This window comes from Cellulomonas sp. P4_H12 (assembly GCF_056400905.1).
In genome coordinates this window covers 14,663-38,173 of record NZ_JBFUKJ010000014.1, presented here as the reverse complement: position 1 = coordinate 38,173, position 23,511 = coordinate 14,663, and the positions used below count along the sequence as shown (strand labels likewise).

At 74.0% G+C, this 23,511-nt stretch carries 23 protein-coding genes; 9 read left to right on the top strand and 14 right to left on the bottom strand.

All coding sequences use genetic code 11. From position 1 onward, the window contains the following. The first annotated feature begins 79 nt into the window (after positions 1 to 79). Genes AC1DQC_RS09695 through AC1DQC_RS09685 form a run of 3 tightly spaced genes read left to right on the top strand, consistent with a single transcriptional unit; the run spans position 80 to position 6,503 of the window. Positions 80 to 3,181 (top strand): ATP-binding protein, encoded by a 3,102-nt coding sequence (locus AC1DQC_RS09695; RefSeq protein ID WP_477051028.1) that lies wholly within the window; start codon positions 80 to 82, stop codon positions 3,179 to 3,181. After that, positions 3,178 to 3,582, top strand: coding sequence for an SRPBCC family protein (locus AC1DQC_RS09690; RefSeq protein ID WP_477051027.1), 405 nt, complete (start codon positions 3,178 to 3,180; stop codon positions 3,580 to 3,582). The genes AC1DQC_RS09695 and AC1DQC_RS09690 overlap by 4 nt, the downstream gene beginning before the upstream one ends. A 44-nt stretch (positions 3,583 to 3,626) precedes the next feature. Further along, the gene (locus AC1DQC_RS09685; protein ID WP_477051026.1) at positions 3,627 to 6,503 is read left to right on the top strand and encodes an AfsR/SARP family transcriptional regulator; all 2,877 of its coding nucleotides are present in this window, start codon (positions 3,627 to 3,629) and stop codon (positions 6,501 to 6,503) included. Here AC1DQC_RS09685 and AC1DQC_RS09680 read toward each other — a convergent pair. From AC1DQC_RS09680 to AC1DQC_RS09670, 3 genes are all read right to left on the bottom strand, one after another. Beyond that, positions 6,478 to 7,167 carry a DUF998 domain-containing protein gene (locus AC1DQC_RS09680; RefSeq protein ID WP_477051025.1) on the bottom strand — a complete coding sequence of 230 codons (690 nt, stop codon included), beginning with the start codon at positions 7,165 to 7,167 and terminating at the stop codon, positions 6,478 to 6,480. The two genes, AC1DQC_RS09685 and AC1DQC_RS09680, sit on opposite strands and share 26 nt — an antisense overlap. A gap of 101 nt (positions 7,168 to 7,268) precedes the next feature. Beyond that, positions 7,269 to 7,619 carry a group I truncated hemoglobin gene (locus tag AC1DQC_RS09675; RefSeq protein WP_477051024.1) on the bottom strand — a complete coding sequence of 117 codons (351 nt, stop codon included), beginning with the start codon at positions 7,617 to 7,619 and terminating at the stop codon, positions 7,269 to 7,271. Continuing rightward, entirely contained in the window at positions 7,616 to 8,527 is a 912-nt protein-coding gene (locus AC1DQC_RS09670; protein WP_477051023.1) for a DMT family transporter, read from the bottom strand. Before AC1DQC_RS09670 ends, AC1DQC_RS09675 begins: the two co-directional genes overlap by 4 nt. A 160-nt stretch (positions 8,528 to 8,687) precedes the next feature. Here AC1DQC_RS09670 and AC1DQC_RS09665 point away from each other — a divergent pair, with 160 nt between their 5' ends. Genes AC1DQC_RS09665 through AC1DQC_RS09640 form a run of 6 tightly spaced genes read left to right on the top strand, consistent with a single transcriptional unit; the run spans position 8,688 to position 14,258 of the window. Beyond that, on the top strand, positions 8,688 to 8,834 hold the full coding sequence (locus AC1DQC_RS09665; RefSeq protein ID WP_477051022.1) for a hypothetical protein: 147 nt from the start codon (positions 8,688 to 8,690) through the stop codon (positions 8,832 to 8,834). Further along, entirely contained in the window at positions 8,831 to 9,232 is a 402-nt protein-coding gene (locus tag AC1DQC_RS09660; RefSeq protein WP_477051021.1) for a nuclear transport factor 2 family protein, read from the top strand. Before AC1DQC_RS09665 ends, AC1DQC_RS09660 begins: the two co-directional genes overlap by 4 nt. Beyond that, complete coding sequence (locus AC1DQC_RS09655) at positions 9,229 to 9,690, top strand: GNAT family N-acetyltransferase (RefSeq protein ID WP_477051020.1); 462 nt, start codon at positions 9,229 to 9,231, stop codon at positions 9,688 to 9,690. The genes AC1DQC_RS09660 and AC1DQC_RS09655 overlap by 4 nt, the downstream gene beginning before the upstream one ends. A 10-nt stretch (positions 9,691 to 9,700) precedes the next feature. After that, positions 9,701 to 10,846, top strand: coding sequence for a class I SAM-dependent methyltransferase (locus AC1DQC_RS09650; RefSeq protein ID WP_477051019.1), 1,146 nt, complete (start codon positions 9,701 to 9,703; stop codon positions 10,844 to 10,846). Positions 10,847 to 10,891: 45 nt separating this feature from the next. Beyond that, positions 10,892 to 12,277: a MoxR family ATPase gene (locus AC1DQC_RS09645; RefSeq protein ID WP_477051018.1), complete on the top strand. Its 1,386-nt coding sequence runs from the start codon at positions 10,892 to 10,894 to the stop codon at positions 12,275 to 12,277. Then, a complete protein-coding gene (locus AC1DQC_RS09640) occupies positions 12,270 to 14,258 on the top strand; it encodes a hypothetical protein (protein WP_477051017.1) in 1,989 nt (662 codons plus the stop codon). Before AC1DQC_RS09645 ends, AC1DQC_RS09640 begins: the two co-directional genes overlap by 8 nt. A 3-nt stretch (positions 14,259 to 14,261) precedes the next feature. On the opposite strand, the gene AC1DQC_RS09635 is transcribed toward AC1DQC_RS09640, so the two are convergent. The 11 genes from AC1DQC_RS09635 to AC1DQC_RS09585 all read right to left on the bottom strand — a co-directional run bounded on the left by AC1DQC_RS09635 (position 14,262) and on the right by AC1DQC_RS09585 (position 23,486). Beyond that, positions 14,262 to 15,023 (bottom strand): SCO1664 family protein, encoded by a 762-nt coding sequence (locus AC1DQC_RS09635; protein ID WP_477051016.1) that lies wholly within the window; start codon positions 15,021 to 15,023, stop codon positions 14,262 to 14,264. Then, positions 15,020 to 15,559: a DUF3090 domain-containing protein gene (locus AC1DQC_RS09630; protein WP_477051015.1), complete on the bottom strand. Its 540-nt coding sequence runs from the start codon at positions 15,557 to 15,559 to the stop codon at positions 15,020 to 15,022. Before AC1DQC_RS09630 ends, AC1DQC_RS09635 begins: the two co-directional genes overlap by 4 nt. Before the next feature lie 10 nt (positions 15,560 to 15,569). Next, the gene (locus AC1DQC_RS09625) at positions 15,570 to 16,259 is read right to left on the bottom strand and encodes an MSMEG_4193 family putative phosphomutase (protein WP_477051014.1); all 690 of its coding nucleotides are present in this window, start codon (positions 16,257 to 16,259) and stop codon (positions 15,570 to 15,572) included. Positions 16,260 to 16,268: 9 nt separating this feature from the next. Further along, the gene (locus tag AC1DQC_RS09620; RefSeq protein ID WP_477051013.1) at positions 16,269 to 16,874 is read right to left on the bottom strand and encodes a hypothetical protein; all 606 of its coding nucleotides are present in this window, start codon (positions 16,872 to 16,874) and stop codon (positions 16,269 to 16,271) included. A gap of 11 nt (positions 16,875 to 16,885) precedes the next feature. Beyond that, complete coding sequence (locus tag AC1DQC_RS09615) at positions 16,886 to 17,851, bottom strand: hypothetical protein (RefSeq protein ID WP_477051012.1); 966 nt, start codon at positions 17,849 to 17,851, stop codon at positions 16,886 to 16,888. Beyond that, positions 17,842 to 18,729, bottom strand: coding sequence for an ATP-binding cassette domain-containing protein (locus AC1DQC_RS09610; RefSeq protein ID WP_477051011.1), 888 nt, complete (start codon positions 18,727 to 18,729; stop codon positions 17,842 to 17,844). Before AC1DQC_RS09610 ends, AC1DQC_RS09615 begins: the two co-directional genes overlap by 10 nt. After that, a complete protein-coding gene (locus AC1DQC_RS09605) occupies positions 18,726 to 19,574 on the bottom strand; it encodes a zf-HC2 domain-containing protein (RefSeq protein ID WP_477051010.1) in 849 nt (282 codons plus the stop codon). The genes AC1DQC_RS09610 and AC1DQC_RS09605 overlap by 4 nt, the downstream gene beginning before the upstream one ends. Further along, complete coding sequence (locus AC1DQC_RS09600) at positions 19,571 to 20,101, bottom strand: RNA polymerase sigma factor (protein ID WP_477051009.1); 531 nt, start codon at positions 20,099 to 20,101, stop codon at positions 19,571 to 19,573. The genes AC1DQC_RS09605 and AC1DQC_RS09600 overlap by 4 nt, the downstream gene beginning before the upstream one ends. A 52-nt stretch (positions 20,102 to 20,153) precedes the next feature. Continuing rightward, the gene (locus AC1DQC_RS09595) at positions 20,154 to 21,248 is read right to left on the bottom strand and encodes a ScyD/ScyE family protein (protein ID WP_477051008.1); all 1,095 of its coding nucleotides are present in this window, start codon (positions 21,246 to 21,248) and stop codon (positions 20,154 to 20,156) included. Between the two features lie 126 nt (positions 21,249 to 21,374). Next, positions 21,375 to 21,839 carry a phage tail protein gene (locus AC1DQC_RS09590; protein ID WP_477051007.1) on the bottom strand — a complete coding sequence of 155 codons (465 nt, stop codon included), beginning with the start codon at positions 21,837 to 21,839 and terminating at the stop codon, positions 21,375 to 21,377. A 45-nt stretch (positions 21,840 to 21,884) separates the two neighbouring features. After that, positions 21,885 to 23,486 carry a phospholipase D family protein gene (locus AC1DQC_RS09585; RefSeq protein WP_477051006.1) on the bottom strand — a complete coding sequence of 534 codons (1,602 nt, stop codon included), beginning with the start codon at positions 23,484 to 23,486 and terminating at the stop codon, positions 21,885 to 21,887. Positions 23,487 to 23,511 lie beyond the last annotated feature (25 nt).

Below are 23,511 nucleotides of genomic sequence, written 5' to 3'. Positions count from 1 at the left end.
CCGGCAGGCTCGCTGGGCCTGCGTCGAAGCATCGTCAAGGCTTCGTCAAAGGCGTTCTGGCCCGGTCTACGATCGAAGGGTGCTTCGGCTCTGGATCGTCGGCCGAATGGCCGCCACCTGGGACGACGTCCCGCTCGGGATGCCGACGAGCGAGCGTGCGCGGGCTCTCGTGGGCTGGTTGGCGCTGCATCCGGGCCGACAGGGACGGGCCGAGGTCGCGGCCCGGCTGTGGCCGGGCACCGCACCCGAGAGCTCCCGGGCGAACCTGCGGACCGCGGTCTGGGCGGTCCACCAGGCGTGGGGTCAGGCGGCCCTGGAGGCGGACCGGTCGAGTGTGGGTCTGCCACCAGGAACGTGGGTGGATGCACGCGACGATGGCGACGCGGACGTCGACGGCGAGCTGCTGCCCGGGCTGGACGACGACTGGCTCTCCGACGCCCGCGACCTCCACCGCCGGGCCGTCGTGGCCCGGCTCGGCGTCTCCGCCGACCTGGCGGAGCGCGACGGCGACCTGGCGGGGGCGGTGCGTCTCTCCGTCGACCGCTGCCGGCTGGCCCCGTACGACGAGAGCGCGCACCGAGAGCTGATTCGGCGGCTGGTCGTGGCGGGCGACCACGCCGGTGCGGTCGTGGCCTCGCGGGATTTCGGGGAGCGGCTCCGCTCGGAGCTGGGAGTGAGCCCGTCGCCCGCGACCCGCGCGATGCACGCGGCCGTCCGCGCCGACGTCCACGAGGCGCCGCGACCGCGACTGTTCGGCCGGGGCGACGAGGTGGCCCGGCTCGGCGCAGCGTGGCGGGCGGCCTCCCGCGGCGCTGGTCGGGTCGTCGTGCTCACCGGCGGTGCCGGCATCGGCAAGTCGAGCCTCCTGGCCGACCTCGCCCATCGCGTCGAGACGTCCGGGGGCCGGACGGGCATCGCCAGCGGCGGGGGCGCGCAGGTGCAGCCCCCGTTCGGCGCGTGGCTCGAGATCTGCCAGGGACTGGTGGCGACGGCTCAGCCTGTCCCGCCCGCGGCGACCTGGCCGGCGGAGCTGAACCGGCTGTCGGGCGATCTGGGAACCCGGCTGGGCCACCCGGAGCTGCCGCCGTCGGTGACCGCACCCGAGCTCGAACGGCTGCGGGTCTTCGAGTCCGTGCTGCGCCTGGTGGAGTGGTCGTGCGCCGACCGGCCCACGATGGTGGCGCTGGACGACGCGCACCGCGTCGACCGGATCAGCATGAAGCTCACCGGCCACGTCGGGCGCCGCCTCTCCCGCCTGCCGCTGCTGCTGGTGCTGACGGCGCGGGACGGGACGCCGACCCCGGAGATCGATGCCATGGTCGCCGACCTGGCCTCCCGCGGCGTCCCGGTCGAGTCGCTCGCCCTGGGTCCGATCGAGGACCGCGCGGTGGCCGCGCTCGTCAGCTCGCTGCACCAGCTGGACGGCGACGCGCTGGACCGCGTCGTCGCGGCCGCGGAGGGCAACCCGCTGCTCGCGGTCGAGTCGGTGCGCGCCCTGGCCGCGGGGGAGGACGGTCCGCCGGCCAGCCTCCGGATCGGGGTGCGGGCGTCGCTGGGTCGGCTGTCGCCCGACGCTGCCCAGCTCGTGCGGCTGCTCGCGGTGGCCGGCAGGCCGCTGACGTCCGACGAGCTCGACCGCCTGGACCCGACGCAGACGGCCCAGGACATGTCGGCGGCCGAGGACGCTGCCGCCGCCGAGGGGCTCCTGATGCGACGAGGCACCCGGCTGGGCTTCCGTCACGAGCTGCTGCGGGACGCCGTCTACGCCGACCTCCGGAACACCGCCCGGCTGCACGACCAGATCGCCGGCGTCGTCGACCCGACCCGGCACGCGGACGTCGCCCGGCACCTGGCCCTGGCCGGCCGCGAGCCCGACGCGGCCCGCGAGTGGGCGGCCTCCGCGGCGGACGCGCGCGGTGTCGGAGCCCTCGACGAGGCCGCGGAGTTCCTCACGCGGGCGCTCGCGCTGACGCCCGAGGACGGCGCGCTCTGGTTGGAGCTCGAAGAGGTCCGCGCGTGGGCGGGCCGACAGGCGGACGCGGAGGCGGCCTGGGACAAGGCGCTGGAGCTCCTGCCCGCGGACGCCCTGCCCGACGCGTGGTGTCGCCGCGGACGCCAGTTCCGTTCCGTGGTGTGCAACCCGGAGGCGTCACGACGGGCGTACCGGGCGGCCCTCGACCTGCTCGGGTCCGACGCCGACCCCCGGTTGCAGGCCGACATCCTCGTCGGACTGGCCTGGGGGGACGCGGTCGCCGGGACGGGCGCCGACTTCGCGCGGCTGCTCACCGACGCCGAAGCACTCTCACCGATCGTCGACGACCCGCTCCGGGCCTCCGACGTCGCGGAGATCGGGATGCTCGGCCACATCAGGGCCGGGCGGTTCGCGGCCGCCGTGGACACGGCCATGCTCGCCGCCCCGCGCGCGGGAACCGCACGGTCGCCGGACCGGGCCTTCGCCCTCCTCACGAACGCGGCGTGCGCGCTCACCTGCCTGGGCGACGACGAAGGAGCGCTCCGCCTCGCCGACCAGGCCGTCGAGGCGACGGGCAGCGTGGCGTCGGTCCTCCTCGGCAGCCTGGCGGCGCGCGCGCACATCTTGGCCCGGCTGGGCCGACACGACGAGGCAGCGGAGACGGTGCGACGACAGCAGGACATCGCCGACCGGCTCGACGACCCGGCCCTCAGCGCCACGGCTGCGCACGACGCCGGGCTGGTCGCGCTGGCGGGCGGTCGCTACGCGGAGTCGGCCGAGCTCCTCGGTCGGGCGCTGGCCGCCGGGGCACCCATCAGCCGACCCAGCGCCCAGCTGCGCCGCGCCGAGGCACTGGCCCTCGACGGCCGTCCCGCCGAGGCCGCCGACCAGTTGCGCTCGGCGGTCACCGAACCGGTCCGTCCCGCCGACCAGCCGTGGTCGCTGGTGCCACGCATCGCCTTCGTCCAGGCCCTGATCGCGGTCGCGCGCGGGGACGACGCCCAGGCTCGACGCCGTCTCGACGAGGCCGCCGAGTCGTGGCACCGGCTGCAGGACCGGGTCGGGCCGGCCGACGCCGACGGCTACCTCTCCAACATGGTGGACCTGGGCAGGCCGCCGGTCGTGGGCCTCGTCGAGCCCCACCGTGAGCTCGCCCGGATCGACGACGTCCGACTGCGCCTCGCGGCCGTGAGCGGACAGGCGGTGTGAGCGCCGTGCCGTCCTTCGAGCTGACCGCCCACGCGACCGCTCCCGTCGAGGAGGTGTGGAAGCTCCTGCACGACCCATCCTGCTTCCCGCGGTGGTGGGCGGGCGTGGAGACCGTGCGCACCGGCCCCGACGACGTCTACACGATGTGGCCCGAGAACTATCCGGACTTCCCGATGGACCAGCGTCTCGAGTCCACGGCCGGTCCGGGTCGGGTGACGATCTCCTGCCTGGTCTCGGACCTGGTCTTTCGCTGGGCGCTCCGGGCCGACGGCGAGGAGACCGACATCGACGTCCACGTCGACATCCCCGAACGGGAGTCGGTCAGGCTCCCGGTCCAGCGGGACCTCATCCGGGCGTCGATCGACCGGCTCGCCGAGCTGGCGGGGTCGGGCGCGGCCTGAGCCAGGCCTTGACCGGTCGGACGGCGTCGGTCAGGCTCCGGCTCATGGGCGCGCCGTCGCAGGGCAGGGCCGCACCACAGCCTGCGCCGGCGACCCTCGTCCGGATCCTCGGCCCGGTGGGCGCGACGGTCGGCGGCCAGGAGGTCGCGCTCGGCTCGCCCAAGCAGCGCGCGGTGTTCGCGGTGCTGGCGATGTCGTCGGGCCACGTCGTCTCGACGGACCGCCTGGTCGGCGAGCTGTGGGGCGACGACGCCCCGGAGTCGGCGTCGTCCACGCTGCAGGTCTACGTCTCGCGGCTGCGGCGCAGCCTGGGCGAGGACCTCGGGGTCGTGGAGGGTCCGCGCCCGAGCATCGTGCGCAGGGCGCCGGGCTACGTGCTGGAGGTCGCCGACGACGCGGTGGACGCCCGCCGGTTAGCCCGTCTCGTCGCGGACGCGCGAGCCGGCATGTCGACCGATGCGCGATCCGCACTGGCGGGACTCGACGAGGCCCTCGCGCTGGTGTCGGGCCCACCGCTGGCGGACGTCGTCGAGTCGCTCGGCGACGCGGCGGTCGCCGAGGCCGCGCGCCTGGCGGAGCTGGTGCTCCTGGCGCGGGAGGCGCGGCTGTCCGCGCTGCTCAGCCTGGGGGATGCGCCCACGGCCGCCACCGAGGCGAGCGCGCTCGTCGAGCTGCACCCGTTCCGGGAGAGCCTGCACGCCCTGCTGATCCTGGCGCTCTACCGCGACGGGCGGCAGGCCGAGGCGCTCGCGGCCTACGAGCGGGTGCGCCGCCGGCTCGACGACGAGCTCGGCGTCGAGCCCGGCCGCGCGCTCCGCACGCTGCACGCGCAGGTCCTCCAGCACGATCCGTCGCTCGACCCACCGGGGGAGGCCGTCGCGCGGCCCGCGCGGTCGCCTCGCAACCGGACGCTGCCCGAGCCGGTCACCGCCCTGATCGGGCGCGGCGACGAGCTCGCGCAGGTCGCGCAGGCTCTCAACACCAGCAGGCTCGTCACGGTCGTCGGACCCGGCGGCATCGGCAAGACCCGGCTCGTGCTCGAGGCGGCGCGGGCACGGGGCGACGCGGACGGTCCCTGGTTCGTCGACCTGGCCGGCCTGGAGGACGGCTCGCTGCTGCTGGAGACCGTGGTGACCGCGCTGGCGATCAGCGGTGCGCACGACGCGGGCGGGCTGGCGGACGTCCTGGCCGAGCGGCGCCTGGTGCTGGTGCTGGACAACTGCGAGCAGATCGCGCTCGACGTCGCCCGGCTGGTCACGGTGCTGCTCGAGCGGTGCCCGGGCGTCCGCGTGCTCGCCACCAGCCGGCAGACGCTCGGCGTCCCCGGGGAGCTCGTGCTCGAGCTGCGGGCGCTGGCGAGCGCGGATGCCGAGCAGCTCTTCGTAGAGCGCGCGACCGCCGTGGTGCCCGGCTGGCGGCCGGACGCCCACGAGCGCTCCGCGCTGGCGCGGGTGTGCCGGGGTCTGGACGACCTGCCGCTGGCCATCGAGCTGGCCGCGGCGCAGTGCCGGGCGCTGTCGGTCGACCAGCTCGCCGACCAGCTGGGCGACCGGTTCGCGCTGCTCAGCGGCGGGCGTGTCAACCTGCGTCACGCCAGCATGGAGGCGGCGGTCGCGTGGTCGTACGACGCACTGACGCGTGACGAGAAGGCGCTCTTCGAGGTGCTGTCCGTGTTCGAGGGGTCGTTCGACCTGGAAGGGGCCACCGCGGTGGCGGGCGGCCGGAGCGTGCTGTCGACGCTGCTCTCGCTCATCGACAAGTCGCTGGTCACGGCCCTCGACGGCTCACCGCGGCGCTATCGGATCCTCGAGACCCTGCGGCAGTACGCGGCGCTGCAGCGGTCCGACGAGCGCACGCGCGCGGTTCGTCGGCAGATCGTCGCCTGGGCCGCGACCCTCGCCGACCAGACCGATGCGGAGCTGCGCGGCCCGCGGAGCCGGCAGTGGATGCACCGGCTCGAGCAGGACAAGGAGACCATCCGCGCGGCGCTGTCCTGGAGCGCCGACGACCCGGATCACGCCCACCTGCGCATCGCCGTGGGCATGCTCTGGTTCTGGTACCGGCGCGGGCACGTGGTGGAGGGCCTCCGCGCGCTCGGCGAGGCCCCGAGCGCTCCGCACGACGTCCCCGACCACCTCCTCATCGGCAGGTCCATCGGCATCGTGCTGCTCCGCTACCTGGCCGGCGACTACGCGACGCTGGTGGGCGAGCTGAGCACGGCCGCCGAGCTGGCGGCCGGCACGCAGGACGACCAGGCGAAGAGCTACGCGCTGTCCACCCTCGCGTTCTTCGGGGCCAACCTCGGCCAGGTCGAGCAGGCGCTCCAGGACGCCCGGACGGCCCTGGAGCTGGCCCGCGAGGTCGAGTCGCCGCAGCGGGCCGCCGACGCGTTGCTGGCGCTGAGCACCGCGCACCTGCGCGCCGGTGACCTGGACGAGGCCCGGGCGCGTGCGGCCGAGGGCGTCGCCATCGCCGAGGACTGCGGGTACTCGTGGTGCGTGGTGGCGTGCGAGTGGGTCGTGGCGAAGGCCGGGATCGCGGCCGGCGACGTCTCCGAGCCGACGCGGGCCGCGGTGGCCCGCGTCATCGGCAACTCCGTCGCCGACCGCGACCTGACGTCCTGGGTGGTCGGCGTGGTGAGCGCCGCCTACGTGCTGCTCCGCCGCGGAGACGTGCACTCCGCGGCGGAGCTGGCGGGGATCGCCCACCGTCAGGGCCGGGACATCGGGTACGCGCCGGAGCTCATGGACCCGCTGGACACGGCCGGGTACCTGCGCGAGATCACCGAACAGATCGCCGACGACGGCCTGACGGCGACCTACGACGCGGGCCGCGCCCTGGACTCCGTCGACGCGTTCGCCCGCGTCGCGGAGCTGGTCCCGGACGGGCACGCGCTCAGCTCGCCACCGCATCACGGCTGAGCACGCGGTTGGCCACGAGGGCCGGCCAGCCGAAGGTCACGAGGACCAGGGCGCACTCGACGAGCCCGCCGTTGGAGCCGTACGACCCGGAGCCGAACCAGACGGCCAGTGCGAGCCCGGCGAACCCCGCGAGCAGGGTGGCGCGGGCGAGACGCGCGTCCCGACCCCACCGGCGCAGACCCGCCGCGAGGAAGAACGTGGCGACGATCAGGAACAGGAAGATCGGGATCGACACCAGGTTGTGGATGACGTGCTGCGAGGACACCGTCTCGGCCTCCTCGCGCGCCAGGCAGGCCGCCTGCAGGTTCGAGCAGTCCTGCCGGTTGAACCCGGCGACCAGCGTGAGCAGGCCCGAGACGAGGATGAGCACGGACGCCGTCCGCGCTCCCTTGCCCCGCAGCCGCGAGAACAGGAACGCGCCGGACGCCAGCAGGGTGGTCGCCATGAGGACGAAGCCACCGATCATGAGCGCGGCCGAGTGGGACTGCTGCGACGCGAGCGCGCTGATGGCCTCGCTCCGCGCGCTGTAGCCGGGGTCGAGCAGGCCGGCGACGACGATCGCCGCGCCGGCTGCCACGGCGCTGACCGTGGCCACGCGGACCAGGCGCGTGCCGGTGGCGCCCTCCGTCGGGGTGGCGACCAACTGGGGGGTGACGACAGTCACGATGACTCCTCTTTCGGTGGGGGCGGCGCTGTGTGCCGCTTGGTGGTGTCGATGCTGTGCGGTGCCGGTTGCCGATTCCCTGCAGGAACCTTGCACGGGGGTCACGCGCCGAGGACCTGCGGCCGGAGCGCCGCGACCTGGGCGATGACGTCGTCGATGGCCGCGGGGTCGACCCCCAGGGAGGCGAGCGTGTCGAGCAGGTGTCCGGCCGTCCGGTCGAAGACGTCGTCGGTGAGGTGCAGGTGCGCGTGCACGCCCGTCAGCCGGGCCGGTCGCGGGTGGCCGCCGAGCACGACGACCAGGACGTCGGTCATGTGGCCGCGTTGCCGGTCCAGGTCGACGCCGTCGAAGTAGGGCGCCAGCGCCGGGTCGGTGAGGATCCGCCGGTACAGGTCGTTCACGGCGGCATGCACGGCTCCGGCGCCGCCCAGCCGCTCCACGAGGTCGCTCATCGCCGACCCCCGAGCTCGACCACGTACATGGCGCCCAGCAGCAGCGCCGCCCCGAGCACGATCCGCCCCGTGACCGCGGCTCCGGTCAGGACTGCGGTCACCCCCGCCATCGCCGGCTCGAGGGTGAGGATCACCGCGGCGCGGGTGCCGCTGAGCCGGGACTGCGCCCAGCTGAGCAGGACCATCGCGGCGGCTGTGGCCAGGACGGCGAGGAACAGCACGCTGGTCCACGACGCCATGTCGGGCGGCATCGCGGGGACAGGTGGCCCTCCAGTGAGGGACGACCGCAGGGTCACGACGAGCAGGGCGAGGCCCGCGACCGTCGCCGTCTGGACGCGCGCCAGCCGCAGGGCGTGACCCGGCAGCGACCACCGCGAGAGCAGCACCACGTGCACGCCCCAGGCGGCGGCGGACGCCAGGGTCAGCAGCTCGCCGGGGCCGAGCCCCGTCATGCGCAGGCTCAGCACGACGACACCGGCCGTCGCGAGCCCGACGCCGGCCCAGGTGGCCCGGCCGAGCCGCTCGCGGAAGAGCAGCCAGGCCGCCAACGGCGCAACGACGACGAGCAGGCTCGTCAGGAAGCCGGACGTCAGGGCGTCGGTGAAGGTCAGGGCCCAGGCCTGCAGGAGGAAGCCCGCTCCGAGCAGCGCTCCGAGGACGATCCCGCGTCCGCGCAACGGGGGCGGCAGGGCCGGCGCCGCGCGGGTGGCCAGCGTGAGGAGCACGGTGGCGAGGCCGAAGCGCCAGACCACGAGATCGGCGCCCGGCAGGGTGGTCGCGGCGCCGTCCGCCACGGTGAACGTCACGCCCCAGAGCACCGCGACCAGCGCGAGAGCCGCCGGCGCGAGCCAGCCGGGCACCTGCGGTCGGGTCGGTCGTCGGGTGTCGATGAGCGGTGCGGCGGTCATGGTCGGGCCCCTTCGGTCGGTGGCCCGAGCGTGCAAGGCCCCCTTTGACGGAGGCCTGCAGAAAACCTGCAGATACCGGATCCGGCCGCAACGTTCCTGCAGGCGTCCGGCGCGAGCGTGTGGGCAGCGCCGAGACGCGGCGCACGGAGAGGAGTCCGACATGTATGCGCACGAGTTCCCGCTGTGGGCTGCCACGCACGACACCCCGCAGCACGACCTGCCCGCCGTCGACTGGCGGACCTCGCGCCTCGCGGCGGCCGTCCGCACCGTCCTGCGGGCACTGCGTGTCCCGGCGGTCCGCTCATGAGCGTCGAGCCGGCGGCGTTGCTCGAGCTGTGGTCCCGACCGCACGCCGACCCCGCGCGGGCGGCGGACGCGTTCCGCGAGCTCTACGCCGACCCGGTCCGGGTCAACGGCGCGCTGCTCACCATCGGCGACCTGGTGCACGCCGCGGCGTCGCTGCAGGGCGCGCTCGACGACGTGCACCGGGAGATCCTCGAGGTGTGCGACGCCGGCTCGAAGGTCGCCGTCGCCTTCCGGCTGGAGGGCCGGCACGTCGGACCGCTGACGACGCCCGTCGGCGTGCTGCCGCCGACCGGCGAGCGCGTGTCGATCCGGGTGATCGACGTGCTCACGCTCGCCGACGGGCTGATCACGGAGATCACCATGGTCGCCGAGGCGCCCGTCACTAGGCTCGCGTCGTGACGTTGGTGCCCGTGGACGCCGAGAACGAGGCGGCCGTCTGCGCGATCCGGGTGTCGGCGGACCAGGAGCGGTTCGTCGGCACCGTCCGGGGCGCGCTCGCGGACGCGGCCGACTACCCCGAGGCCCGGCCGTGGTACCGCGCGGTGTACGCGGACGGCCGCCCCGTCGGGTTCGTCATGCTCAGCTGGGACGTCGAGCCCCGGCCGCCGGTGATCATCGGCCCCTGGTTCCTGTGGAAGCTGCTGATCGACGAGTCGCAGCAGGGCCGGGGCCACGGTGCCCGGGCGGTCGAGGAGGTGGCGGCCCTCGTCCGCGCCGAGGGCGCCACCGAGCTGCTCACCAGCTACGTCGACGGGCCGGGCGGCCCGGCCGGGTTCTACGCGCGGCTCGGGTTCGTGCCGACGGGGGAGCGGGACGTGAACGACGAGGTCATCGTGAGGCTCGACCTGCACCGTTAGCCTCGGGGTCGTGGACACGGCGGCCGGGAATGACGAGACCGACGTCCTTGCGGACCTCCGGCGCTACCCCGACCTCGAGGCGCCGAACCTGCACGCGGTCGACGCGAGCGACCGGCTGATCCTCGACGAGGCCGCGCCCGCGCTGGACGGCGCGGACGGCTCGGGCGTCGTCGTGATCGGCGACCACCACGGCGCGCTGACGCTGGGCGCGATCACGCGGCACGGGCTCTCCGGGGTTCGCACGCACCAAGACCGCCTCCTCGGCGAGCAGGCGCTGCACGCGAACGCCGAGCGGCTCGGGATCGGCGGCTTCACGTCGCACGAGCTGACGCCGGAGCTCGTGGCGAACGCTCGGGTGGTGCTGCTCCAGCTGCCGCGGTCCCTCGACGCGCTCGACGAGATCGCCGGACTGATCGCGGACCACGCCGAACAAGGAGTGGTCGTCGTCGCGGGCGGGCGGGTCAAGCACATGACGACCGCGATGAACGACGTCCTCGGGCGCCACTTCGCAGCCGTGCAGGCGCACCTGGCCCGGCAGAAGTCGCGGGTGCTGGTCGCTCGAGAGCCACAGGCCGACACAGCAAGGCGCTGGCCCAAGAGCCAGGTGCACTCGGACCTCGGCATCACGGTCTGCGCGCACGGCGGCGCGTTCGCCGGAACCGGGATCGACATCGGCACGCGCGCGTTGCTCGAGCACCTCGACGCGATGCCGCCCGACGCGACGAGCGCCGTCGACCTCGGGTGCGGAACGGGCGTGCTGGCGGTCCTCCTGGCACGAGCGAACGACGAGCTGACCGTGACGGCGACCGACGAGTCCGCCGCCGCAGTCGCCTCGGCGCGTGCCACGGTGAGGGCGAACGGTCTGGAGGGTCGCGTCCACGTCGTGCGCGCGGACGGCGCGACATCAACACAGGACGCGAGCGTCGACCTGGTCCTGCTCAACCCGCCCTTCCACGTCGGCGCCGCGGTGCATGACGGGGTGGCGCGGACGCTGTTCGCCGAGGCCGCGCGCGTCCTCAAGCCGGGCGGCGAGCTGTGGGCGGTCTGGAACTCGCACCTACGCTACCGACCGACTCTGGAGCGCGTCGTCGGGCCGACCCGCCAGGCCGGCCGCGACCCGAAGTTCACGGTCACGGTCTCTTCGCGCAGGGCATAGCACGCCCGGGATGCATCAGCAGAAACCGGACGTACGCTCGACGGGATGATGCGTCCCACAGCGTCCACGGTCGGCGAGCTGCGCGCCTCCGGCCACGTCCACACGTCGGTGCGGGAAGAGATCCGCGCCAACCTCCTCGAAGCCCTCAGAGAGGGCCGCAATCCCTGGCCCGGCATCCACGGGTTCGACGACACGGTCGTCCCGCAGCTCGAGCGCGCGCTCATCGCCGGGCACGACATCGTGCTGCTCGGCGAGCGCGGGCAGGGCAAGACGCGGCTGCTGCGCACGCTGCAGGGCCTGCTCGACGAGTGGTCGCCCGTGATCGAGGGGTCGGAGATCGGGGAGCACCCGTACGAGCCGATCACGGCGGCGAGCAAGCGCAAGGCGATCGCCCACGGCGACGACCTGCCGATCACCTGGCGACACCGCGACGAGCGGTACGTCGAGAAGCTCGCGACGCCGGACACGAGCGTGGCGGACCTCATCGGCGACGTGGACCCGATGAAGGTCGCGGAGGGGCGCGCGCTCGGCGACCCCGAGACGATCCACTTCGGCCTGGTCCCGCGCGGGCACCGGGGGATCGTCGCCATCAACGAGCTGCCCGACCTCGCCGAGCGCATCCAGGTCGCGATGCTCAACGTGATGGAGGAGCGGGACATCCAGATCCGCGGCTACGTGCTGCGCCTGCCGCTCGACGTGCTCGTGGTGGCGACCGCGAACCCCGAGGACTACACCAACCGCGGGCGGATCATCACGCCGCTCAAGGACCGGTTCGGGGCCGAGATCCGGACGCACTACCCGACCGAGCTCCACGACGAGGTCGCGGTCATCCGGCAGGAGGCGCTGCTCCACGCCGACGTGCCCGACCACCTCATCGAGATCCTGGCGCGATTCACGCGGGCGCTGCGCGAGTCGAGCGCGGTGGACCAGCGCAGCGGGGTCAGCGCGCGGTTCGCCATCGCGGGCGCGGAGACGGTCGCCGCCTCGGCGCTGCACCGGGCCGCGCGGCAGGGCGAGGAGCACGCCGTGGCCCGGCCGGTCGACCTCGAGACGGCGGTCGACGTGCTCGCGGGGAAGATCGAGTTCGAGTCGGGGGAGGAGGGGCGCGAGGACGAGATCCTCGACCACCTGCTTCGCACCGCGACGGCGGAGACGGTTCGCGCGCACTTCCGCGGCATCGACTTCGGCCTGCTGGTGGACGCGATCCAGGGCGGTGCCATGGTGACCACGGGCGAGCAGGTCACGGCCCGCGACGTGCTGTCCGGCCTGCCCTCGCTGGGGGAGTCGGAGCTCTACGACGAGATCACCGAGCGGCTCGGCGCGGCGAACGACGGCGAGCGGGCGGCCGCCATCGAGCTCGCGCTGGAGGGGCTCTACCTGGCCCGCCGGATCAGCAAGGAGTCCGGGGGCGGCGAGACGATCTATGGCTAGACCCAACCGGCGCCTCGCGAGGTACACCACCTACACGGACGGGCCCGATCCGCTCGCGCCGCCGGTGGACCTCGCGGAGGCGCTGGACGCGATCGGCCAGGACGTCATGGCGGGCTACTCGCCCGAGCGGGCGATGCGCGAGTTCCTGCGGCGCGGCGGTCGCGACCAGGCCGGCTTGGACGAGCTGGCGCGGCGGGTCGCCGAGCGACGCAATGCGCTCAAGCGCGAGAACAACCTCGACGGCACGCTGCAGGAGGTCAAGGAGCTGCTCGACCGGGCCGTGCTGGCCGAGCGCAAGCAGCTGGCGCGCGACGTCGACATGGACGAGGGCGACCGGGCGCTGGCGCAGATGCAGCTCGACAACCTCCCGTCCTCGCCGGCGGCCGCCGTCAACGAGCTCAACGGGTACGACTGGCGCAGCGCCGAGGCGCGGCAGGAGTTCGAGAAGATCAAGGACCTGCTGGGCCGCGAGGCGCTCGACCAGCGCTTCGCCGGGATGAAGCAGGCGCTGGAGAACGCCAGCGACGAGGACCGCGCGGCCCTGAACGAGATGCTCCAGGATCTCAATGGGCTCCTCGACAGCCGCAAGCGCGGCGAGGACACCCAGGAGCAGTTCGACGACTTCATGGCCAAGCACGGCGACTACTTCCCCGAGCAGCCGCAGAACCTCGACGAGCTCCTCGACGCCCTCGCCCAGCGGGCCGCGGCCGCGCAGCGCATGCGCAACTCGATGACGCAGGAGCAGCGCGACGAGCTCGACGCGCTGGCCCAGCAGGCGTTCGGCTCGCCGGACCTCATCAACGAGCTCGGCCGGATGGACGACAGCCTGCGCGCGCTGCGCCCCGGCGAGGACTGGGGGAGCTCGGAGCGCCTCGACGGGGACAACGGGCTCGGGCTCGGCGATGGCACCGGCCTGTTCCAGGACCTCGCGGACCTCGACGCCCTCGCCGACCAGCTCGCACAGTCCTACCAGGGCTCCGAGCTGGACGACCTCGACCTGGAGAAGCTGGCGCGCCAGCTCGGGCAGGACGCGGCCGTCGACGCCCGCACCCTGCAGCGGCTGGAGCGGGCGCTGCGCGAGTCCGGCACGATCCGGCGCGGCTCGGACGGCCAGCTCGCGCTGACGCCCAAGGCCATGCGCCAGCTCGGGAAGTCCGTCCTCAAGGCGGTTGCCGACACGATGTCCGGCCGCACCGGCGGGCACGAGGTCCGACGGTCCGGCGCCGCCGGCGAGCCGTCGGGGTCGACCCGGCAGTGGGCGTACGGCGACACCGAGCCCTGGGACGTGAGCCGCACGATCACCAACGCGCTGGTCCGGTCCGGGGGCACGACGATCCAGGTCGACGACGTCGAGGTGCAGGAGACCGAGGCGCGGACGCAGGCGTGCGTGGCGCTGCTGGTCGACACCTCGTTCTCCATGGCGATGGAGGGGCGCTGGGTGCCGATGAAGCGCACGGCGCTCGCCCTGCACACGCTGGTCACCAGCCGGTTCCGCGGCGACGACCTGCAGCTCATCGGGTTCGGGCGCACAGCCGCGGTGATGGAGATCGAGCAGCTGGTCGGGCTCGACGAGAAGTGGGAGAAGGGTACGAACCTGCACCACGCGCTCCTGCTGGCCAACCGGCACTTCCGCAAGCACCCGAACGCGCAGCCGGTGCTCCTCATCGTCACCGACGGCGAGCCGACCTCCCACCTGGAGTCGAGCGGCGAGGTCTTCTTCGACTACCCGCCGGCCCCGATGACGATCGCCCTGGCGGTGCGCGAGCTCGACGGCTCGACGCGCCTGGGCGCGCGCACGACGATCTTCCGGCTCGGCGACGACCCCGGTCTCGCGCGGTTCGTCGACGCCATGGCCCGGCGCGTCGGCGGCACGGTCGTCACGCCCGAGACCGACGACCTCGGCGCGGCAGTCATCGGGTCGTACCTCAGCTCGCGCCGCAACGGAGCCTTCGGCGGCTGGGGTCGCGACGACGACTGGTAGGGCTCAGAAGAACGGCCAGGGGAACGCTGGCATCTGACCGTGCGGCCCGGGGAAGACGCCGTGGCGCAGCAGCCGGTCGCAGCGCTTGGCCAGCGCGACCAGTTCCGGCTCGGTGAGCAGCGGGGCCAGGCGCTGACCGAGCTCGCCGTGGAGCGACGAGCGCACCGTGTCGATGCCGGCGATCTCGACGTCGTCCAGCGGATCGCCTCGCCAGCCCCAGAGCACCGTCCGCAGCTTGTGCTCGACGTGGAACGTGACGCCGTGGTCGACCCCGTAGCGGTGCCCGTCCGGCATCGGCAGCACGTGGCCGCCCTTGCGGTCGGCGTTGTTCACCACGACGTCGAACACGGCCATCCGGCGCAGCGCCGCCGAGTCCTCGTGGATCAGGGTCAGCGGCTGGTCGTCGTCGTCGATGCCCTCGAAGACCGCGCGCCAGCCGTCGGGCGGCACGGCCCGCGCCGGGACGACGTCGACCGGGTCCTGCGACGCGTCGGGCTCCTGCCAGAGCTGCACCATGCCGGGGCCGAGTGGCCCGTCGCGCAGGAACGTGGTCGGCACGACGTCCCACCCGAACACCTCCGAGACCAGGTACGCGGCGGCCTCGCGGTTGGCCAGGGTTCCGTCGGGAAAGTCCCACAGCGGGCGCTCCCCGGCGACGGGCTTGTAGACGACCTGGACGTCGCCGATCGCGCCGAGGAAGGTCGCGTTCGACGCGACCGTGATGCGTCCGAGGAGCTCGAGCTCGCCGTCGGGGAGATCGGTCACAAGGAGGGCGCGGCGCACACGTGGCCGTCGTCGTCCATCGGGCTGCCGCACAGCGGGCACAGGGGCCGACCGGACCGGACGACCTGCCGGGTGCGCTGGACGAACGCCCGCGCGGTCCCGACCGGCATCCGGACCAGGAGCATCTCGCTGGGCTCCGTCTCGGTCTCGTCGTCCTCGTCGGTGTCGTCCAGCGGGAACGCCTCGACCACGACCTGGGCGGTGGTGGGGTCCCAGGCCAGGCGCAGGGAGCCCGCGCGGAACTGCTCCTCGACGGGCTGGTCGAGGGGGTCGTTGTCGACCAGCTCGGCCGCCGTGGCGGCGGGGACGTTGAACCTGTTCGCGCCGTCGGCCATGAGCGCGTCGAGGATCTCGTCGATCGTCTCGGCGAGCACCGCGGACTGCTCCTTCTCCAGCGCCACGCTCGCGCTGCGGGCGCCGTCGCGCACCTGCAGGTAGAACGTGCGGGAGCCGGGGCTGCCGACGGTGCCGACGACGACGCGGTCGGGCCAGTCGAACTGGTGGACGACGGAGGGCATGTCACCCATTTTACGAGGCGGCGCCCGGACCCGCCCCGCCGCCCACCGGCGCGTCACCGACCGGGACCGCGGCCCGCAGCCAGGACAGGTCGCCGGAGTCCGTGTTGGTGGCCACCACATCGGGACGCGCGGTGCCGTACCGGACGATCGAGGCCGATCCCGGATTGACGTTGAGGCGCTGGAAGAGGTCGAGGTGCATGCCGAGGGCGTCCGCGAGCACGGACTTGATGATGTCGCCGTGCGTGACCGCCACCCACACCGCGCCCGCGCCGTGCTCCGCCTCCAGCGCGGCGTCGTGCCGGCGGACCGCCGCCACGGACCGGGTCTGCATGGCGCTCATCGACTCGCCGCCCGGGAAGGTGACCTCGGACGGCCGGCTCTGCACCACCGACCACAGCGGCTCCTTGGAGAGGTCGCGAAGGGCGCGCCCCTGCCACTCGCCGTAGTCGCACTCGACGATGCCGGACTCGAGCTCAACGGCCAGGGAGTGCGGCTCGGCGATGATCCGCGCCGTCTGCCGGCACCGAGCCAGCGGGCTCGAGACGACCGCGACCAGCGGCACGACGGCGAGCCGTTCCGCCGCCTTCGCGGCCTGGCTGCGGCCGACGGCATCGAGATCGACCCCGGCGGCCCGACCGGTCAGGATCCCCGCGACGTTCGCCGTGCTGCGGCCGTGCCGGACGAGGATGACGGTGGCCATGCCAGGAGCCTAGGCACTCGGACCTCGACGGGACGGCAGGCGGCGGGGCGCAGCGCGGTCCCGCGTCATGACCAGCACAGCCACCCCGGCCACGAGGACCGCGCAGGCGGTGCGGGCACCGGAGTCCTCGAGCACGTCGAGCGTGAGCCGCCGGGCGCCGAGCAGCAGGGCGACGACGAGCAGAGTCGCGGGGATGGCGGCGGGGACGTCGGGCCGGACCCTGGCGGCGACCACCCCGGCGGCGATGCCGARCGCCACGAGGAGGGCCATCGTCGCGAGGGGACCCTCGAGCAGGTTTCGGGGCACCGTTCCCGCGAGGCCTGCCACGGCGGCGCTCGCGGCTACGCCAGCGGCCACCAGGCCGAGGGCCAGTCGCGCGACCGTCCGGCGCCGCACGGTGAGCGGCGACGTGCAGGTCAGGTCGACCAGGCCGTCGTCGCACAGGGACGCGGTCCCCGCGGCGATCAGGACGGCGGCCGCCGAGAGGGCGAGCTCGACCGCCCCGCTCGGCCCCCAGCGCACCGTGGCGAAGCCGCCGACCGCCGCGACCGCGTCGAGCACCAGCGCGAAGGTCCAGCCCGGCCGGCGCACCGCCGCGGACAGGGCAGCGCTCACCTCAGCTCACCTCAGCCGACGACCTGGAACCAGGCGAACGCCTGATGGGTCGCCCAGATCTGCATCGCGAAGCCCAGGGCCGCCACGACGGCGCCCGCGAGGACGAGGCGAAGCGGGTGCCACCGCGTCCCCGACGACCGCGCGAGCGCAAGCCCGGCGAACAACAGGGTCACGCCGACCAAGAAGACTCCGTGCCAGCCGACGCGCGCCACCTCCATCTGGACCGCGTAGAACTGCGGGTCGTACGAGTCGGGCAGGTCGAGCAGCGGCGACTGCTGCAGGACCTCGCGGGACGGGAACGACCCGAGGGCGTGGGCGGCCCGGGGGGCGAGGGAGACCGGCGTGAGGAACGCCGCCGGGAACCACGACCACAGCCAGAACCCGTCGACGAGGAAGAACGAGCCGACGACGCCCACCACGACGCCGACCGCGCGCGAGCGGGTCACCCGAGCGGTCGCGACGCCCGCCGCGAAGGCTGCGGCGGTCTGCGCGACGGGGCTGGCGATCTCGGCCGCACTCAGCCGGAACAGACCCGTGCCTCGGGCTTCGCCGACGGGGATGCCGCCGGCCCGGATGACGAGCACCGCGACGTACAGCGAGAGGGCCGCGGCGAGCGCCACCGGGACCAGGCCGGCGAGCAGCAGGGCCACGGTCCGGTCGCGCTGGCTGGGCGCCACGGCGCGGAACGTCTCCGCCGTCGTGTCCTCACGGTCCCGCGTCGCCGCGAGCGTGGCGACGATGAACGTCGCGGCGATGAGGAACGTCCAGGTGGCCATGCTGGAGTACGCGTCGTCGGCCCACCTGTTGGTCGGGATGTCCCACAACAGGGAGGTCTCCTGGACCAGCGTGGCCACGACGCCCGCGAGGAGCACCGGGTGCCGGACCAGCCGTCGCGCCTCGATGCGGGCCAGGGCAGTGAGCGTGGATCGCCCGACCAGCCGGTCGGCCGGCGCGTCGGCCTGCGTGGTCAGCGCCATGTCAGCACCTCGACCTCCTCGATCGGACCCTCGCCCGGCACCTGGCCGGTGAGCACCAGGTAGCCGTCCTCGAGGGTGGGTGTGCCGAGCGTCGCGCCGGTGGGCGGTGTGCCGATGTGCCGGTACTGGCCGTCGGCGGTCACCCAGGACAGCAGGGCGCGCGGCTCCGGGCCGTCCGAGATCCACACCCGGCCCGCGGCGTGCGCGGCCAGTGCGGCGGGTGCGCCCTGGAAGCGGACCCGGCCGCGGTCGACGACGACCACGCGCGAGCAGACCGCCTGGATGTCCTCCGTGAGGTGCGTCGACAGCACGACGCACCGGTCGCGCGCCGCGTCGCTGACCACCTCGCGGAACCGCAGGCGCTGGACCGGGTCGAGCCCGACCGTCGGCTCGTCGAGGACGAGGAGCTCCGGGCTCCCCAGCAGGGTCTGGGCGAACGCCACACGGCGGCGCATCCCGCCGGAGAGGGCGCCCATCCGCTTCTGCATCTGGTCCTCCAGGCCGACGGCGGCGAGCACGCGGCGGACCTCGCGACGCCGCTCCGCGACGGGGCCGATCTCCTTGAGCACCGCGATGTAGTCGACGAAGTCGTACGCGGTGAACGTCCGGTAGTGGCCGGGCTCCTGGGGCAGGTACCCGAGGGCGCGGCGGATAGCCAGCCGTCCGTCCGCGGTTGCGGCGTCGTGCCCGAGCAGCCGGACCGAGCCCGAGTCGGGCGCGAGGGCGGTGGCGAGGATCCGTAGCAGCGTCGTCTTGCCGGCGCCGTTGGGACCGAGGATGCCGGTAATCCCCGGGCCGGCCTCGAACGAGACCGAGTCGAGGGCGGGGACACGGCGGAAGTGCTTGCTGACGCCGCTGACGGCGATGGTCGGGGTCATGCCGGGGTGATCCTCTCGAAGCGGGCGCGACGGGCGACGATCAGGGTGGCGGCGACGGCGCAGAGCGTCGCCAGGGCGATCTGGCCGCCGGCCTGTGCCTGGGGGAGCAGGTCGAGCAGGCGGTCCACGCTGCCCCGGGCGCCCGGCAGCGCCGCCAGGTTCACCAGCAGCCACGCCACCGCCACGCCCGCCGCGGCGTACAGCGGCCGGACGAAGGTGAGCGCGGCCAGGGTCAGCAGGGTGAGCGCCAGGGCGGGGAGCAGCCAGAGCACCGGCTGGACCTCGGGGACGGCCAGGGAGAGCAGCGCCGCGACGGGGAGCGAGACGACCAGCGCGGTCAGCGTGCGCAGCAGGAGGCGTCGGGCCGACGAGTACGGCGCGACGACCGCGAGCTCGTACGCGGGCTCGCCCCAGGCGCCGTAGGCGAGCGCCACCGCGGGGATCGGCAGCGCCGGGACCAGCAGGACGAACGTCGCGACGCCGATCGCCTCGGACGCGACCATCGAGAACACGGTCGCGACGACGAGGACCGCGAACGCCGCGATCCACGCCCGGCCCGTGGGCTCCGACGCCGTGATCACCCGAGCCGTTCCCTCGCCGACGCCGCAGCGCACGAGCGTCCGCTCCAGCCAGCCGAGCCGGGGTTCGTCGACCCGGTCGGTCAACCGCTCCCACGAGTCCGCGTGCCGACCGGCGAGCGCCGGAACCTGGGACGTGGCCAGGCGCAGCGCGCTCTGGCACGTCTCGCACACCGTGAGGTGCGCCTCCACGGACGCGCTGCGGGCGTAGTCCAGGTCGTCGTCGATGTAGGCAGCGAGCTGGGCGGCGGCGATGTGCCAGGTCATGAGAGTGCCTCCCGGAGCTGGGTGCGCGCGCGGAGCATGCGGGTGCGGACGGTCCCCGCCGGGATGCCGAGCAGGCGGGCGGCCTCGCTGCTGGACAGGCCGTCGAGGACGACGGCGGTCATGACGGCACGCAGCTCGGGGGAGAGCCGGTTCAGTGCCGTCCCGACGTCCCCGTGCTGGACGCCGAGCAGCAGCACGTCCTCGGCGGACGGCTGGCTGACGTCGGGCAGGAACGCGCTCGGGAACGGGCGGCGGGGACGCAGCGACGCGAGCAGCCGGCGGATGGCGATGCCCCACAGCCAGGCCTCGACGACGCCGCTGCCGGTGTACGCGCCGGGCTTGCGCCAGACGGCGACGAAGACGTCCTGCACGACCTCCTCGACGAGACCGCTGTCCGCGCAGCGCCGGCTGAGGCGCAGCCGGAGCCAGGGCGCGTGCCGGTCGTACAGGTCCCGCAGCGCCGCTCGGTCGCGCTCGGCCATCGCGACCAGCAGGTCGCGGTCGGTGCGTTCGCGGTCGTCGTCCACAGCCACTTGTATCCGCCGGCCCTCCGGACTGTTCTGCCGGCCGGTCGCGTCGCTACAGCTTGAGCGAGATGAGCGTCCCCCCGGTGTCCTCGTCGAGGGCGTTCGTCGTCGCATAGAGAGTCGACCCGCTGACGTCCACGTCGGCCGCCATGACCGCGCCGAGGAAGAGGCTCGCGGTGTGCGACCCGGCGGCAACCTTGAGGATGCCGGGCCCGAACAACGACGCGACGTACAGGTTGCCGCGACCGTCGAACGCGAGGCCGGTCGGTGTCACGAGGTTGTCGACGAAGACCTGCGTCTGCCCGGTCGCGGGGGCCACCCGGAACACGGCACCGCGAGCGCCGAGGGAGGCGTCCTCCGGCCCTCCTGGGAGCGACGACACGTACAGCCAACCGTCCGGTCCCACCTCGACGTCCGTCGGCACCGGTTCGAAGACGTAGGTCAGGCCGACGCAGGCGCCGATGCCGAGGGCGGTGCCGGCCTCGGGGGAGATGACTGCCGGGCGCGGCGGCAGGACCGCCACGGTCCGGATCGCGCCGGTGGTGAGATTCACGGCGAGCACGGCGTTCATGCCTGCGTCGGCGACGTACGCGACATTGCCGGCGACCGTCAGCGCGTAGGGGTGCGAGTCGACCTCCCCCGTGTAGCTGGTGGGGAACTGGAGTGCTGCGAGCTGCGCGACGCACTGGGGGTGGGCCGCGACGTCCGCGTCGGAGAGCCCGTAGTGCGCGCCGGCGTCCGCGTTGTTCGTGGTCTCGTAGGCGCCGATCTGATCGGTGACGGTGCTGACCGTCCCGCGCCCGTGGATCGACTTGAGCGACCCGGCCAGTGGCCGGGGGTCCTCCGGACCCGCTCCCTGGCTCTCCAGGAAGTACAGCGTGCTCCCTCGGTAGTCGCTGCCCGCGACGTCCCAGCCCGGGGCCTCGTAGACCGTCGCACTCGACCAGTTGTCGAACGTGGTGAGCTTGGACTGGAACTCCTGGGAGACGGTGACGTCCTTGCCCGGCCCACCGGACACGTGGAGCGGACTGACGAGACCCTGGGCGAGCGTCGTGGGTCCGGACGGCGGCGGGGCCGCGCTGGCGGCGGCGGCTGGCCCGAGGACCAGGAGAGCAGCGGCGCTGACGATGGCAACGGGAATCCTCATCGATCTCCTCCATCTGCACGGACGGGCGCGACAAATACCACAAAACACCGCGAATGACCTTACGCGCGTGCGCCGGTGCTGGCCAGCATCTGGCGGACGCCGACCGCGTTGTTCAGCGGTGCGTCGTCAGTGCTCGCCCTTGATCACGAAGTAGGAGCCGCGGATCGTGCCGGCCAGCTTCGACTTCTGCCGCGCGAACTTGAAGGTCGTCGCCAGCTCCTCGGGCACGTCCATGCCGTCGGACAGCTTGAACCCGACCGCGCGCTTCGTCCCGTCGGCCAGGCCGTACATGACGTTGATGGACAGGCCCGACTCGTAGAAGACGTAGGCCATGCGGGTGCCGTCGACGACGAACTCCGTCGCCTCGAGCGGGCGGCTCGCGATCGTGAGGTCGCGCTCGTCCTGGAGGATCCCGTGCACCCAGTCGACCGTCTCGGTCGCCTCGGCCGCCGGCTCGACGGTGAACACGTGGTCGAACTTGTTCTTGAAGTAGCGGGCCTCGTTGGCGCGCAGGCCGGCGAGCGCGTCGGCGACCGGCGACGACTCGAGCCCGACGGTGGACACCTGCGTGAAGTCGACGACGTACGGCACGTGAGCCTCCCAGCGCGGAACGGACGCAGCGAGCGTATCCGCAGGTCAGTACTGTCCGCGGACCTTCAGCCACGCCGGTCGACCGTCGGGGTCGACGATCGCGTGGTACGGCGGCGTGGCGAGCAGGCGCTGCCAGCGCGGCAGCGGCGCGACCGCGTGCACCCGGAGCCGACCCGGTGGACGGGGACCGGACCGGCCGCCCGCGTACCAGGCGTCGAGCGCCGCCGCGCTCGACCGGACGGCCTCGACCGCCTCGTCCGGATCGAGCAGCCCGTCGTCGCCGTCGCGGTCCAGGTGCTCGCGCCACAGCTCGAGCCTCAGGTCGCGCGCGAAGCCCCGTGCCCCGTCGCCCAGGCCCGCGGGGTCACGCGGCTCCCGCTCGTCGCGGCGCCGGTCGAGGACCGCCGCCGTGAGCTCGGAGTCGTGCGTCCAGGACCGGCGGTTGAGGTTGTCGCTGCCCACCGTGGCCCACACGTCGTCGACCACGCAGACCTTGGCGTGCACGTACACGGGCGTGCAGTGCCGGTTCTCGACGTCGAGGACCTGGACGCGGTCACCGCCCGCGGCGCGCACGATCTGCAGCGCCCGCGCGTGGCCGAGCCGGACGGGCGGCTGGCTGAACCGGCCGTCCTGGTCCGGGTAGCGGGGGACGACGGCAATCAGGTGCAGCGTGGGCTCGCGGCGCAGCGCGGCGGCGAACACGCGCGCGACGTCGGCCGACCACAGGTACTGGTCCTCGACGTAGACGAGACGGCGGGCCCGGCGCAGCGCCTTGGCGTAGCCCCGGGCGGCACTGCGCTCGCCGTCGGGCGCGAACGGGTAGCCCGGGCGGCGCCGCGGGTAGGTACGCAGGACCTGCACCGCGCAGGTCCCCGCCTCGGGCGGGTCGGGCGCCGGCGCCGGGAGCGGCCCCGGGCGACGGTCCTCGCCGTGCAGCTCGTCGGGGATCACCTGCCACGGAAGCCGGGACAGCGGGGCCGGGTCCTCCCAGCGCTCGCGGAACACGTCCTCGACGTCGCGGACCGCCGGGCCGCTGATCCGCACGTGCACGTCGTGCCACGGGGGGCGCGGCCCGTACTCGTGGGAGAACGGCTGGGTCTGGGGATCGCCGCCGTGGTCGGCGTCGTCGCGCCGGCCGTGCGCCAGGTCGATGCCGCCGAGGAAGGCGACGTCTCGCGCGGGCCGCTCCGAGTGACGGATGACGACGAACTTCTGGTGGTGGCTGCCGACGGCGCGGACGCGCTGGTCCAGCAGCACCTCGCCGCCCACGTCGTTGACCCGCTCGGACAGGCTGCGGTTCTCCTTGCTGGAGAAGCGCAGCCGGTCCAGGTGCGAGCGCCACATCAGGCCCTTGACCAGCGCGCCGCGCAGCACGGCGTCCGACAGGGCCTCCGTGACCGTCGGTCCGTGGTCCGTCAGCCGCTCGTCGGGGTCCCCGCGCCAGTCGCTGAAGAGCACCAGGTCACCCTCGCCGGCCTGGGCCAGGTCCTCAGCGAGCACCGCGAAGTAGCGCGCGCCGTGCACGAGCGGGCGCACCGCGTTGCCCTCGGTCCACGGCCGGAGCCGCGTCGCGTCGTTGCCGCGCTGCGCTTCGGTGAGGAACCACCCGAGCTCGGTGCGTCCCGCGGCGACCGCCGGCAGGCTCACCCCGGACGGCGACCGCGGTCGACGC

What these genes read in the sequence shown, in the direction of transcription:
- AC1DQC_RS09685 (WP_477051026.1), top strand. Translation starts at nt 3,627, where the DNA reads ATGGGCGCGCCGTCGCAGGGCAGGGCCGCACCACAGCCTGCGCCGGCG.
- AC1DQC_RS09675 (WP_477051024.1), bottom strand. Translation starts at nt 7,619, where the DNA reads ATGAGCGACCTCGTGGAGCGGCTGGGCGGCGCCGGAGCCGTGCATGCC.
- AC1DQC_RS09670 (WP_477051023.1), bottom strand. Translation starts at nt 8,527, where the DNA reads ATGACCGCCGCACCGCTCATCGACACCCGACGACCGACCCGACCGCAG.
- AC1DQC_RS09665 (WP_477051022.1), top strand. Translation starts at nt 8,688, where the DNA reads ATGTATGCGCACGAGTTCCCGCTGTGGGCTGCCACGCACGACACCCCG.
- AC1DQC_RS09660 (WP_477051021.1), top strand. Translation starts at nt 8,831, where the DNA reads ATGAGCGTCGAGCCGGCGGCGTTGCTCGAGCTGTGGTCCCGACCGCAC.
- AC1DQC_RS09645 (WP_477051018.1), top strand. Translation starts at nt 10,892, where the DNA reads ATGATGCGTCCCACAGCGTCCACGGTCGGCGAGCTGCGCGCCTCCGGC.
- AC1DQC_RS09640 (WP_477051017.1), top strand. Translation starts at nt 12,270, where the DNA reads ATGGCTAGACCCAACCGGCGCCTCGCGAGGTACACCACCTACACGGAC.
- AC1DQC_RS09630 (WP_477051015.1), bottom strand. Translation starts at nt 15,559, where the DNA reads ATGCCCTCCGTCGTCCACCAGTTCGACTGGCCCGACCGCGTCGTCGTC.
- AC1DQC_RS09625 (WP_477051014.1), bottom strand. Translation starts at nt 16,259, where the DNA reads ATGGCCACCGTCATCCTCGTCCGGCACGGCCGCAGCACGGCGAACGTC.
- AC1DQC_RS09615 (WP_477051012.1), bottom strand. Translation starts at nt 17,851, where the DNA reads ATGGCGCTGACCACGCAGGCCGACGCGCCGGCCGACCGGCTGGTCGGG.
- AC1DQC_RS09610 (WP_477051011.1), bottom strand. Translation starts at nt 18,729, where the DNA reads ATGACCCCGACCATCGCCGTCAGCGGCGTCAGCAAGCACTTCCGCCGT.
- AC1DQC_RS09605 (WP_477051010.1), bottom strand. Translation starts at nt 19,574, where the DNA reads ATGACCTGGCACATCGCCGCCGCCCAGCTCGCTGCCTACATCGACGAC.
- AC1DQC_RS09595 (WP_477051008.1), bottom strand. Translation starts at nt 21,248, where the DNA reads ATGAGGATTCCCGTTGCCATCGTCAGCGCCGCTGCTCTCCTGGTCCTC.